General features: G+C 64.8%; 9 protein-coding genes. All 9 read left to right on the top strand.

Annotation, left to right across the window (positions count from 1 at the left end):
- A partial coding sequence (locus F3H95_RS08590; protein ID WP_149745588.1) for a phage tail length tape measure family protein occupies nucleotides 1–3825 on the top strand: 3825 nt, incomplete at its 5' end.
- Nucleotides 3822–4244, top strand: coding sequence for a hypothetical protein (locus F3H95_RS08585; RefSeq protein ID WP_149745587.1), 423 nt, complete (start codon nucleotides 3822–3824; stop codon nucleotides 4242–4244). The genes F3H95_RS08590 and F3H95_RS08585, both read left to right, overlap by 4 nt.
- Nucleotides 4241–4765, top strand: coding sequence for a hypothetical protein (locus F3H95_RS08580; RefSeq protein WP_143125752.1), 525 nt, complete (start codon nucleotides 4241–4243; stop codon nucleotides 4763–4765). Before F3H95_RS08585 ends, F3H95_RS08580 begins: the two co-directional genes overlap by 4 nt.
- A complete protein-coding gene (locus tag F3H95_RS08575; protein ID WP_149745586.1) occupies nucleotides 4762–5184 on the top strand; it encodes an NlpC/P60 family protein in 423 nt (140 codons plus the stop codon). Before F3H95_RS08580 ends, F3H95_RS08575 begins: the two co-directional genes overlap by 4 nt.
- Entirely contained in the window at nucleotides 5181–8534 is a 3354-nt protein-coding gene (locus F3H95_RS08570; RefSeq protein WP_210248539.1) for a host specificity factor TipJ family phage tail protein, read from the top strand. The genes F3H95_RS08575 and F3H95_RS08570 overlap by 4 nt, the downstream gene beginning before the upstream one ends.
- A gap of 7 nt (nucleotides 8535–8541) precedes the next feature.
- The gene (locus F3H95_RS08565; protein ID WP_188134332.1) at nucleotides 8542–10746 is read left to right on the top strand and encodes a carbohydrate-binding protein; all 2205 of its coding nucleotides are present in this window, start codon (nucleotides 8542–8544) and stop codon (nucleotides 10744–10746) included.
- Between the two features lie 338 nt (nucleotides 10747–11084).
- Nucleotides 11085–11261, top strand: coding sequence for a hypothetical protein (locus F3H95_RS27130; protein ID WP_188134331.1), 177 nt, complete (start codon nucleotides 11085–11087; stop codon nucleotides 11259–11261).
- Nucleotides 11258–12346 (top strand): GNAT family N-acetyltransferase, encoded by a 1089-nt coding sequence (locus F3H95_RS08555; RefSeq protein ID WP_149745584.1) that lies wholly within the window; start codon nucleotides 11258–11260, stop codon nucleotides 12344–12346. The genes F3H95_RS27130 and F3H95_RS08555 overlap by 4 nt, the downstream gene beginning before the upstream one ends.
- A complete protein-coding gene (locus F3H95_RS08550) occupies nucleotides 12343–12891 on the top strand; it encodes a formyltransferase family protein (RefSeq protein ID WP_149745583.1) in 549 nt (182 codons plus the stop codon). The genes F3H95_RS08555 and F3H95_RS08550 overlap by 4 nt, the downstream gene beginning before the upstream one ends.
- Nucleotides 12892–12973: the final 82 nt, after the last annotated feature.

Here is a 12973-nt window from a genome sequence, read left to right as displayed (position 1 = left end):
ATGACCACCCCGCTGAAACTCCAGGCCGTCGTGACGCTCGACGCCAGCCAGGTTCCGGCTGGTGCGCGCGCCACCAAGGCCGAGATCGCGGGGATAGGAACCGAAGCGCAGACCACGACGTCGAGACTGCAGGCGCTGATCAACGCGCAGATGGGTCTCGGCGCGCCGGCAGCAAACCAGAATGTCCGGGAATGGACCGGGGCGCTTGCCATGCAGGGCCGCTCGCTGGACGAGTTGCGCGCGAAATACAATCCGCTGTTTGCCGTCATCAACCAGTACAAGACGCAGCTGACCGAGATCCGGACGCTGCACGCGCAGGGCGTCCTCTCCACCGACGAGATGACGGCAGCCATTTCGCGCCAGCGTCAGGCAACGCTGGCCTCGATCGACGTGATCAAGGGCCGCAACGGGGCGCTCGGAGAAAGCGACGGGGCTGCCCAGTTCCGACGCCAGAACCTCACCTATCAGGCCTTTGACGTGGGCCAGTCGCTGGCCGGCGGCATGCCGATCGGCATGGTGCTTGCCCAGCAGGGACCGCAGATCGCCCAGATCTATGCTGGCCAGGGAGGCGTCAACACGGCGCTGAAGGACTTCTCGACCATCGCATCCGGGGCAGCGCGCGCCGTCACGCCTTTGACGGTCAGCATCGCCGGACTGACCGCCGCCGCCGTCATCGGCGCGGCTGCCTGGTCGCGCTATCTGCAGTCGACAAAAGAGGTGGAAACGGCCGCCAGAGGCCTTGGCCTTGCCGTTGCCGGCACCTCGGCCGAATTGGAAGCATCGGCGCGCGCCGGCGCATCCGCCGCCGGGATTTCGGTGTCGACCGCGCGCTCGATGGAAGCGGGCTTTCTGCGCACCGGCCGCATCGGCGCGGAAAACTTCGAGAAGCTGATCGCCATCAGCAAGGACTTTGGCGCCACGATCGGGCTTGATGCCGCCTCGGCCGGCGATGCGCTGGCAGAAATGTTCGCCGACCCGGCCAGGGCTGCCCAGACGCTCTATCAGCAATACGGCCTGATCAGCGCGGCGACCGCACGTCAGGCGACGAACCTTGCCCAGCAGAACCGGGTCTCGGAGGCGCAGGCGGTGCTGCTCGATGCGCTGCCGCGGCGCCTTGCCAGCGCGACAGAGGCGACGACCGCGCTCGGCCGGGCGTGGTCAACCGTCTCGACGGCTGCCGGCAATGCCTATGACGCGCTCGGCCGAGCAGTCGATCGCGCCCTTTCCGGTCCCTCCCTTGACGAGCAGCTCGCCGAAGCACGAAAGGCCCTGGCGCAACTGCAGTCCGGTCCGTCCGGCGTCCTCAGCCTCCTGTCACCCAGCGGCATGCTGCAGGCGCGCGCCGCGACACGCGTGCAGGAACTGGAAGAGCAGATCCAGCAGCGCGACGCACAGGAAGCCGCCCGCCGGCGTCAGGCGGAAGAGATCGCCCGCAGCCGTGCCGTGACATCCGTGATCGACACGTCCGGCGCCGGTTCCGATCGCCGCCGTATCCAGACCCTGCAAAACGAAATCGCGACGCTTCAGAGCGGCGCCGGCCTCACGGGCATCAACGAGGACGAACGCACCGCAACGCTCGAGGCCAAGCAGCGGGTGCTGGACAGTCTCGTCAACCGGCAGCAGCGCCTGGCCGAACTGGACCGACTGGACATCCAGATCCAGACCGAACGCAATCCGCTGGTGCGGGCCGACCTTGAGGCGCGGCGCACCCGCCTGGAGATGGCCGGCGAGGAGAATGCGGCAACATCGATCGAGATCGAGGCGGCGCGGGCGCGCAACCGCGTGATCGCGGAAACGATCGGCAATGCGCGTACCCAAGCGCAGGATATGCGGACGGAACTGGAGACCCGCATTCGGCTGAATGGACTCGTGAATGCCGGCTCCATCACAACCGCCGACGCGAACCGGATGCTCCAGGAAGAACTGACGCTACGGCCCCTGATTGCCGCAGCGGCCGTAGCAGAAGGGGATGCGAAACAGCGGCTCAACCAGCAGATCGCTGATCTCCGCGCCGGATATGCCGGTCTTGCCGAGCAGGAGAAGCTGGCGTCCGCACAGGAATACCTGCGCGGCCAGAACGAGCGCATAGAAAAGCTGCGTGTCGAACAGTCGCTGATCGGCGCAAACGACACTGTGCGGGAACGCTCGATCGCCCTCTTGGAAGCCGAACAGGAAATCCGCCGGCGCGGTCTTGCATCAAACAGTGGCCTTGCAGCGCAGATCCGCGCCGAGGCGGATGCCATGGCGGTGATGAACCGGCAGATCGAAAAGCAGGCCGATGCCTGGGGTAAGGTGCAGGGCAGCGCCGAAAACGCCATTGACGGGATCGTAGACGGGCTTTCGAGCGGCGACATCTCCGGCGCGCTCGAGGGCATCGCCAAGGATATTTCCGGGACGCTGATCGATATCGGCATCAAGACGCCGCTGAAGAATGCCATGCTCGGGACAGACAAAGGCACGCTCTCGGATCTCGGCGGCATCGGCGGGATCATCGGTCGCCTGTTCGGCGGCGCGACGCCTGCAGATCCGAGCGTCATCGTCTCCAACGCCATGGGCCGCAGCGTCGGCTCCATGTCGGTCATGGCAGGCACCGTCGTCATCAATGGCGGCCTCGGCTCCGGGCTCGGCAGCGCAGGCGGCCTGATCGGCGGGGCAGCCAACAGCAATGTCGCCGGTGGGCTGGCGTCGAGCGCAGTTGACAAGGCCATGGGCCTGATCGGCGCCAACGAGGTGAGCCAGCGGACCGATATCAATTCCTTCCTGCGGGCCGGAGGTGTCGACATCGATGCCGCGACCACGGCCTGGTGTGCCGGCTTCGTCAACTCGGCCCTGAAGCAGGTCGGTATAGACGGCACGGGATCACTGACCGCGAACGCCTTCCAGAACTGGGGCCGCGCGATCGATCCGTCCCAGTTGATGCGCGGCGACATCCTGCTGCAGACGCGCGGCCTCGGCGCTGGCAATACGGGCGGGCATGTCGGCTTTGCCACCGGCGCCAGCCGCCTGTTCGGTGGTCAGCAGCAGTTCCAGATGCTGTCGGGCAATCAGCAGGATTCGGTAACGACCAGCTGGATCAATGCGTCCGAACTGCAGATCCGCCGGGCAACGGAAGCCGCATCGTCGCTGGCCTCGCTCGCCGGCACCTCAGGCGCCGCGACGCAAAATCTCGGCGTCTTCGGCAATGGGCTCGGGCAACTCGCAAACGGCCTTGGGCAGATCGGAAATATTGCAGCGAATGGCGGCGCCTCGGCTGGCGGCGGCTTCTGGTCGTCGCTGCTCGGCGGGATCGGCCGACTGTTCGGCGGCGTCGCGCCGACCAGCTCGGCCTGGGCCGCCAACACCACGCTCGGCTCCTTCCTGGTCCGGGGCTATTCCAGCGGCGGAGCCACCGGCGGTTCCGACCCCGCACGCGTTGCCGGGCTCGTGCACGAGAAGGAATATGTCTTCGATGCCATTTCGACGGCCGCGATCGGCGTCCACAATCTCGATGCATTGCGGCGCATGGTGCGCGGCGGCGGGAAGACCGGCTTCGACACCGGTGGCTATGTCGGCTCGATCGCCCCGGTCTATGCCAGCGCCAACAGCAACGCCCGGACGGCTGATCCCTATTCGTCCGGTTCCAGCGATCGTGGCTCTTCGATTGTCATCCACAATTACGGCCGCGACCAGGTGCAGGCAGAGGAGCGGACCGACCCGCAGGGCCGCCGGCAGACCGTGATCCAGGTCGGACAGATCACCTCGGCCGCCGTGGCCCAGCGTGGCAACCCGCTGCGGCGTTCGCTGCAGACCGAATTCGGCGTGAAGCCGCAGAGGGTGGCCCGATGACGATTGCCACCTGGCCGGCCGAACTGCCCAAGCCCGAACGCGCCACCTGGTCGTCGCTGCCGCAGGAGGCACGCCTGCGCCGCGCCTCCGATGCGGGACCGGCCGGCTACCGCCGCCGCTTCTCCAACGTTGCCAAGGTTGTCACCCTCTCCGTGCTGCTCGATGCCGATCAGCGGGCACGGTTCGACAATTTCTTCGAACATGACACGAAGAAGGGCTCGCTGCTGTTTCGCATGCCGGACCCGACGACGGACGGCTGGGCGCTGCGCACAAGTGGCGGCTCGCTGCTGCTGACCAGTGACGACCAGCCGATGCTGATCGCGGCGATGTGGCTGTGCACCTTCGGCGACCAGTTGCCCACGGAAACCATTGTCGGGATCGACTTCCGCAAGACCTTCACGGTCGAGGTGATGCCATGAGACGCGTTTCGCTGAACGCCCGCCTAGCCCAGGATGCGGAAGCCACGGCCGAGCTTTATGTCGTGCTGTTCGAGATCAACCATCCGCAACTGACGCAGCCAATCCGGCTGTCCACCGACAACACCGAACGTCTTTCGGACGATCCGCTCTATTACGGCACCCGCTCCACCTGGCGCGGCGCCAATCCTGTCACGGAACCATTCCTCTGGGTCGTCGCCTCGACGGTGCTGCCATCCGACCAGGAGGACGCACCGGCCTCGGCAACGCTCATTCTCGAAAATCTGGATGCCGACATGGCGCGCCTCGTCCGCTCCTTTGTCGACATCGCAACGATCCACATGGCCGTGGTGCTGGCCTCGTCGCCGAACCTCATCGAGCTTGAATACACCGACCTCGAAATCATCTCGGCCGAGATCGATGCCGGCGAGATCAAGCTGTCGATCACGCGCGAAGAAATCGAAAACGAATATTTTCCGGGCGGCCGCATGAGCCGCGACGGGTTTCCGGGGCTTTACCTATGACCGATTGGACGAACCATTTCGTCGGATTGCCGTTTGCCGCCTTCGGCCGCGACCGCTCCGGCTGCGACTGCTGGGGGCTGGCCTGCCTCGTCTATCGCGAGGAATTGCAGATCAGCCTTCCAGATTACCTCGGTTACACGTCCGTCGACGAACATGCCGAGATTGCGGCGCTCGTTGCCGATGCCAAGGCGTCGCCGGTCTGGCTGCCGGTTACCGGACCGGTCGAACCCTTCGATCTGGCGGTGTTCCGGCGCGGCCGTCTCGACAGCCATGTTGGCATCGTCGTGCAGCACGGCCTGATGCTGCATGCGGCCGGTGAGGATTGCGCCAAGGTCGAGAGCTATCTGGCGCATCCGTGGCGCCATCGTTTGACGGGCGTTTACAGGCACATCGAACGCCTTTCGAGGGCAGTTCGATGAGTAAGCGGAAGGGCCTCGTTTCCGTCCTCGCCGCGCCGGCGCTCGATCCCGGTCATGGTCGCATCACGGCAGAGTTTCCCGAAGGCATGACGATCGCCGAGATCGTCGACCAGGTACTGCCCGATCGGGCCATCGGCCGCGAATATATCCGCGTGGCGCTGGTCAACGATCGCGGCGTCCAGATCGTGCCGCCGGCGATCTGGCACCGGGCCTATCCGCATGCCGGCGTGCGCGTCGTCATCCGTGTCATACCCGGCAAGAACGCGCTCCGCTCGATCCTGCAGATCGTCGTCTCGATCGCGGCGATCGCGCTCGGCCAGTTCTGGGCGGCCAGCCTCGGCTTTGTCAGCGGCACCATCGGGTTTTCGGTGGTATCCGGCCTGATCGGCATCGGCGTTTCCGTCCTCGGCAATCTCCTGATCAATGCGCTCATCCCGCCGGAAAAGCCGCAAACACAGGAACGCGAGAACCGCTATGCGATCAGCGGCTGGCGCAACCGCCTCGACCGTGAAGGCGCAGTCCCGGTCGTGCTGGGCAGGATCCGCTATGCCCCGCCCTTCGGCGCGCTGTCGCATAGCGAGATCGTCGGCAACTGGCTCTATATCCGCTCGCTGTTCAATTTCGGATACGGGCGCCTGCCTCTCAGCGGCATGCAGATCGGCGAAACGTCAATCTCGGAATATGACGAGCTTTCGACCGAGGCGACCGAAGGTCTTTCCAGTGATCCGCCAATCTCGCTGTTCCCCCGCCAGGTGGCCGAGGAAACCATCGGCGCCGAACTGACGCGCCCCTATCCGCGCGACGACCTCGGCGAGATCATCAGCGGCAGCGCGGCAAAAGAGACGCCGGTAACGCGCACCACCGGTGCGGACGCCTCCGGCGCCTCGATCATCTTTGGCTGGCCGGCCGGCCTCTATGCCAGCAACGACAAGGGCGGCACCAATGCCACGACCGTCTCGCTGAAGATCCAGCACCGGCTGGTCACGCCGGACGATGGCGCCGCCTGGACGGATGTGACGACGCTCAATGTCACCGCGCGGTCACTGGAAGCCTTCTATCGCCAGCACAGCTGGACATTCCCCACGCGCGGCCGATGGGAGATCCGCGTCATCATGCTGACGCCGGAGGCGACCGACATCAAGGTTCAGCAACGCACCACCTGGGCAGCGCTGCAGACCATCCGCCCGGAATATCCGATCGCCTTCGGCAAGCCTTTGGCCCTGGTCGGCCTGCGCATCAAGGCCACCCATCAACTGAACGGACAGCTGGACAATTTCAGCGCCGTGGCCTCGCGCATCTGCCTCGACTACGACCACACGACAGGCTCCTGGATCGAACGGGCGACCAGCAATCCGGCATCGATCTATCGCTACGTGCTGCAATCACCCGCCAACCCGCGCCCCGCCAGTGATGCCGGCATCGATCTCGATCAGCTGGCCGACTGGCATGACTTCTGCCGGGTCAAGGGTCTCAAGTTCGATGCGGTCATCGACGATCCATCCCTGTCGATCGGCGACGTGCTGAGACAGGTTGCCGCCGCCGGCCGTGCCACCAAGCGGCATGACGGCATGCGCTGGGGCGTCGTGATCGACCGGCCGCAGACGCTGGTCGTCGATCACATCAACCCGCGCAACGCCTATAACATGCGCGCCACCCGCACCTATATCCGGCCCCCGCATGGCTTCCGGGTGAAATTTCTCGACGCCACCAATGACTACAAGCCGGCCGAACGGCTCGTGCCCTGGCCGGGCCATAGCGGGCCGATCACGCTGACGGAAGCGCTCGACCTGCCGGGCAAGACCGACCCCGCCGAGATCTGGCGCGAGGCCCGCCGGCGCATGTACGAGGCACTCTATCGCCCGGACATTTACGAGGCCTCGCAGGACAGCCCGGTGCGGGTGGCAACGCGCGGTGACCTCGTCATGCTGTCGATGGACATCCTGGATCGCACCCAGGCAACCGCACGCGTCCGCTCAGTCGAGGGGAGGCTGATCGAGCTTTCGGACGCGGTCACCATGGATGCCGGCGTCACCTATGCCGTGCGGTTTCGCGTGTTCGGCGATGCCGAGGACACGATCGGCACGTCCGTCGTGCGAACCGTCACGACGTCCCCCGGCGAGACGCGGTTGCTGCTGCTGAACGAAGGTGGCGACATGCCTGATGTAGGCGACATCGTGCATTTCGGGCGATCGACCAGCGAGAGCTTTCCCGTCGTTATTCTCGACGCGGAAGCCGGAGAGAACATGTCGGTGCATTACCGGATGGTGGATGCAGCCCCGATCATCGACGAACTGACCGACGAGGAGGTGCCGCCGGCCTGGAACGGTCGCGTCGGTTCGGAAATCGATCTTGGTTCGGCCGTGCCGCCGACGCCGCGCATTACCTCGATTGCGACCGGCTTCAGCGGCACGGGCCAGGTTGGCGCGATCACGCTTTTGATCACGCCTGGCACCGGCTCCGTGATCACGGCGAGCTATCGCCTACAGCATCGGCTGTCGGGCGCCAGCACCTGGACGCCGATCGACATCCCGGCATCCAACGGCGGGGCGACAATAACCGGCTATGCCACCGGGAATGTGGTGCAGCTTCGCGCGGCCGCAATTGCACAGGATGGCACGGTCGGCGCCTATACGGCCGTGGTCAGTGTGACGGTGGGTGATGGCGATGCGGCCGCACCCGGCGCCCTCGACGCCGGCATGATCTCGATCGGGCCGCTGCTCGGGGGCGCCGTGGTGCAGTGGTCGACCTCGGACGATACCGCAACGACGCAGGTGCAGATCTACCGCTCCACCTCCGCCATCCTTAACCGGGCAACAGATGCGGTCGGCAGCCCGATCCAGGTCGTGCCGTCGCGTTCCTATTCGCAGCCGATCGGCGACGCCACGCGCGAAAACCTGCTCACCAACGGCAGCATGGACAACAGCGGCACATGGACGCTTGCAGCGGGCTGGACAATTGCTGACGGCAAGGCAAGCCATACGCCCGGTACAGCCGATGCGATCAGTCAGCCGCTCGCAGCCGTCAGCGGCAAGTACTACCGCATCTCGGCGCTGCTGGCGGACATCACGGCCGGAACGGTGACGCCCAGGCTGACGGGCGTTTCCACCCGCGCAGGCACAAGCCAATCGAACAACGGGATCTTCGCGGATCGCATCCAGGCGACCGCCGGCAATGACACACTATCGTTCCTGGCGAGCAGCACCTTCGACGGATCGATCGACAATGTCGTCGCCTACCTCGAAACAGCGACCTGTCTCGCCCAGGGCAGCCATCACATCTGGCTTGAGCCCCAAAACTCCGACGGCCTTCCGGGGCCTTTGTCGGGTCCAATCACCGTTAACATCCGCTGAGGTAACCATGGCAGACGGCCCCAGAACAACCAACCTGAACCGCGTTGCGATGAGCGACGAAGTCATCGTCAACAGGGCTAATTCGACCGGCCTGCAGGCGATCCAGGATCTCGCCACGCAGTTGGCCGGCAGTGGCGCGATTGCCTCCGCACTCAACGCAATCGCGCTGGTCTCGGCTGCGGATTACGCCCGCGTTTCCTACGCCGCGCTGAATGCCGTCACCGGCGCATCCAACGGGCAGACGGGTATAGCCCTCGTCGGCGCCGACCGTGGCATCTATGAGCGCCAGTCAGGCGCCTGGGTGCGCGTTGCCGATCTGCCATCGGATACCGGACAGGCGGCGGCCGAGGCGGCGGCGGCGGCGGCGGATGCCGATCGGATCGTGGCGCAGGCGGCCGCCTCCGAGGCGCTGGCGCATCGCACGGCCGTCGAGGCGACCGAGGATCGCATCGAGGCCGCGACAGCGATCATCACCAATTATCGCGGCGCCTGGACTACAGGCACCGCATACGCGGTGCGCGATACCGTGATGCAGGGCGGCGTGCAGTATATCTGCACCGTGGCGCACACGGCCGGCACCTTTGCGACGGATCTCGCCGCGCCTCGCTGGCAGGTCTATCAGGGCGCCGCGCTGGCCGATCTCGCCAGCCAGTCCAGCACGGCGCTGGGCGCCGGTATGATCGGGTACGAGCGGCAGCGCACCACGGTGGCATCACGGCTGGAAGGCGTGTCACTGCTTGAGGGCAAGCATAATCTGAGGGATTTCTATAACGCCCTCTACACCTACAATCCGGGCATTTCGCCGGGAGCTTCCCCCTCTGGCTTCATCGGGATTGGCTACTACGGCGACAGCGTCTCGCCCCATGTCTGGGCGTCTTTCGTCCAGCAGATCTTCCAGGCGATCCCGCAGGGCGCCGTGATCGGCGGCACCTCCTTTTCAATCCCCGGCCCATCGCCAGCGACCTTTACGGGGTCCTATTTTAACAGCGGCAGCGCGGTGGTGGATTGGTACGCAAACGACGGCGCCGGTGGCAAGGCGGACTTCACGTACCTTCCTTCCGGCGGACATCTGACGCTGTTTGATGCAGCGACAATGACCATCGACATGGGGCAGCAAAACGGATTTGCCACCATGCGTGCCTACTTCGCGAAGGGGCCTGGGATGGGCACCGCGACGGTCCAGTTGATCAATCGCGATACCAATGCGGTGATCGACACGCAGACGATCAATCTGGCGGACAGCGCGCTGGGCGGCGCAAAAGTCCAATGGAGCGTGTCAGCCAGCGTCAAGTACAAGATGGTGATCACCGCGAGCGGGCAAGTCGTCGTCCTCAGTGGATTTTGTGGCGGTTTTCGCTCGCACGGTATCGTCCCGCTGGGCTTTGGCCGCGGCGGCAGCATTCTCAGCAACAACAACTATTCCTCGAACGCGATTTTCGCGTATCTGATGGCCGAGTTTAACTGCAAGCTCATGTTCATCCAGGCGAAGGAAGAGAACGCTGCGGTCAATATCCCGGCGACTTTCAGCCGTTTCGCCAGCCTGCCGGCCTGCTCCCTGCTGGTAATCGGCTCTCTGCCCGACGTGACCTCCGAAGCGTCCCAGCTGGCGATCCAGAAGATCTGGCGTGACAACGCGATGGCCAATTATGCCGCCTATTTCGACGGCTACCGTGCCTGCCGCAACTACACCGAACTTGTCCGCCTCGGCTGGATCACCGACGGCACGCATCCGCTCGAACCGGCAAACCGCTTTGTCGCGCAGTTGTTGCACGGGGAATTGGGCATACTGGAAACCTTCGGCACCAAGGTTTATCGCAATGTCGCCGCAGGTGAGGTCAAGGCAAGCGCCTTCCGTATTCCCAAGAGTGGATATTCACTCGGTGACGCCGCTCCGACGATTGACTTCGTGCAGCCATACGGTGGCGGGGATCCGGATCGTGCCATCCTGAAATTCATTCGCGAACTATGGTTTGGAGATCCGACGGCCGCCAACGTCATGCGGCTATCCCAGTATGGCAACTTCGGTCTGGATATCTCTGACAAGGACGGCACCGGGATGGGATTGCGGCTCGGCAACATTATCGAGCTACGCAATCAGGCGGTCACGACAGCAGCACCTGGTCCAGGCGGAGCCGGCGTCCTGCCGACAACGCCTGCAGGATATATGCAGTTCGCCATCAACGGCCAACAGCGGCGCATTCCCTACTACTGAGCATGGGTTTCGTCCGGCGCTTAGCCGGGCGGCCGGTGCACATCATGCGCACCGAACGACGGGCTCTAAGTTTGGCGACCAGACCCGTCCGACAGCACCACACGATAACTGTCGCACCCGTACCCTGCAGGGCGAAGGAGGTGTGACTGAGTCGTGAGCATATGGAAAGATGAGAGACATTCGCTGCGGAAAGTGCTCGGCGCTGCTGTTTAGGGCTGAGCACGACGCAATAAGTAATGTAATAGAGATCAAGTGCCGCCGCTGCGGCACCCTCAACCACCTGAGGCCGATTGAGCCCGCATCCGATCGCCAGGAGCGACAACCGGATCGGGTCCTCCATGAAATCCAGCGATAAGCTCCCTCCCCTGCCACGCGGCGCACCGGGCGCCAACGGCCACGTCCACCGTCAGCAACACGGCGTCATTCTCGTCTGCTCGGACGAGCAGGCCCAACAGCAGCTGTTCGTGGCCTTGCAGGCGCTGAAGGCCTGCAAGATCAAGGTGGTCTGCACATGAAGATCGAGATCCGAAACACCTGCGCGGACTTCGACAGCTACCGTGCGGCTCGCGTGAAATCCCTGTTCAATGTCGAGGACGGCAGCCGGTTCGAGCACGTCGCCGACCTGCCGATCGAGGACGACGCCTGGCAGATCGGCCTGATCGTCGGTCCGTCCGGTTCCGGCAAGACCTCGCTCGGCCGCCGGATTTTTGGCGAGGACAGGATCGCCTCGGCGACATGGCCAGACGATCGACCGATCATCGACGCCATTGCACCCGATGGGCGTTTCGACGATGTGACGGCAGCCCTTGCCTCGGTCGGCCTGGGCTCGGTGCCCTCCTGGCTTCGGCCCTACTCGGTCCTCTCGAATGGCGAGCGCTTCCGCGCCGATCTCGCCCGGCTCATCTGCGAACGGCCGGCCGAGGTGGTGATCGACGAGTTCACCAGCGTGGTGGACCGGCAGATTGCCCGCATCGGCGCGCTCGCCTTCGGCAAGGCGTGGCGGCGGGGCAGCAGCAAGGCGGTCATGCTGTCGTGCCATTACGATATCATCGACTGGCTCGACCCGGACTGGATCTACGACACCGCGACGGGGCAGTATTCCGGGAGGTATCTTCGACGACGGCCGCCGATCACCCTGGAGATTCGCGAAACCGGCTGGCGATGGTGGCGCTATTTTGAGCCGCATCACTATCTGAAGCTCCCGCACATGATCGCCGCCACCTGCTACGTCGCCTTTGTCGAGGGCGAGCCGGTGGCGCATGTGGCCGTCTCCACCCGGCCGGGCCTTGTCGAGGCCCGTGCCTGCCGCCTGGTCGTCATGCCGGAATGGCAGGGCGCCGGCGTGGGCTTACGGTTCCTGAATGCGGTCTGCGGCGCCTGGCGCCGGGGGAAGAACCGCTACGGCAAGCCGATGCCGACGCTGTTCCATACCTCCCATCCGGGTCTCGCAGCGGCGCTCCGGCGGGACAAGCTCTGGGCGCAGGTGTCAAGCACCTTGCATGGCGGCAGGAGCAGCGTCGGCGTCAAGGGCCGATACGGCGGCCACTTCCGGGCCGTTCAGGGCTTCCGCTATATCGAAGGCGCGGAGGTGCGCGCATGAAGATCGGGCTGATTGGTCAGAAATGGCTGGCGGCCGAAGTGTTCAAGGCCCTCAACGATCACCACGACATGGCCTTCGTTGCCGTGCCGCGCGCCAGCGACCGCCTCTATGCCCTCGCCATGGCAGCCGATGTGCCGGCCATCCTCTATGGATCGACGGGGCTCGATGCACTTGCGGGCATCTCCGTCGATCTCCTCATCTGTGCCAATGCCTTCGTGTTCGTGCCGGCATGGGTCCGGCAACAGGCACGCTATACGATCGGGTTTCATCCGTCGCTCCTGCCGCTCTACCGGGGCAGAACCGCGGTGGCCGATGCGATCGCAGCCGGTGAGCGCATAACCGGCGGCACCGTCTATCATCTGACCGACGAGATGGACGGTGGTCCGGTGGCGTTTCAGGACTGGTGCTTCATCCAGGAGAACGAAACGCCGGCCGATCTCTGGCGACGAGCACTGGCGCCGATGGGGCTGGAACTGCTGACCAGGGCGGTCGACCATCTTGCCGCCTATGGCTTCATCCCGGCAGAGGAACAGGCCATCCTTTGAAGGGTGTTTGAAGGGGCTTTGAGACCGCTTCGAGGCCCCTTCGATCTTGTTCAGATGGCGGCTTTCACGCTACCGTCGCGGC

It is taken from the genome of Rhizobium sp. RU35A (assembly GCF_900156005.1).
GTDB classification, from domain to species: domain Bacteria; phylum Pseudomonadota; class Alphaproteobacteria; order Rhizobiales; family Rhizobiaceae; genus Neorhizobium; species Neorhizobium straminoryzae.
This window is presented reverse-complemented; position numbering and strand designations above follow the sequence as displayed.

What these genes read in the sequence shown, in the direction of transcription:
- F3H95_RS08585 (WP_149745587.1), top strand. Translation starts at nt 3,822, where the DNA reads ATGACGATTGCCACCTGGCCGGCCGAACTGCCCAAGCCCGAACGCGCC.
- F3H95_RS08580 (WP_143125752.1), top strand. Translation starts at nt 4,241, where the DNA reads ATGAGACGCGTTTCGCTGAACGCCCGCCTAGCCCAGGATGCGGAAGCC.
- F3H95_RS08575 (WP_149745586.1), top strand. Translation starts at nt 4,762, where the DNA reads ATGACCGATTGGACGAACCATTTCGTCGGATTGCCGTTTGCCGCCTTC.
- F3H95_RS08570 (WP_210248539.1), top strand. Translation starts at nt 5,181, where the DNA reads ATGAGTAAGCGGAAGGGCCTCGTTTCCGTCCTCGCCGCGCCGGCGCTC.
- F3H95_RS08565 (WP_188134332.1), top strand. Translation starts at nt 8,542, where the DNA reads ATGGCAGACGGCCCCAGAACAACCAACCTGAACCGCGTTGCGATGAGC.
- F3H95_RS27130 (WP_188134331.1), top strand. Translation starts at nt 11,085, where the DNA reads ATGAAATCCAGCGATAAGCTCCCTCCCCTGCCACGCGGCGCACCGGGC.
- F3H95_RS08555 (WP_149745584.1), top strand. Translation starts at nt 11,258, where the DNA reads ATGAAGATCGAGATCCGAAACACCTGCGCGGACTTCGACAGCTACCGT.
- F3H95_RS08550 (WP_149745583.1), top strand. Translation starts at nt 12,343, where the DNA reads ATGAAGATCGGGCTGATTGGTCAGAAATGGCTGGCGGCCGAAGTGTTC.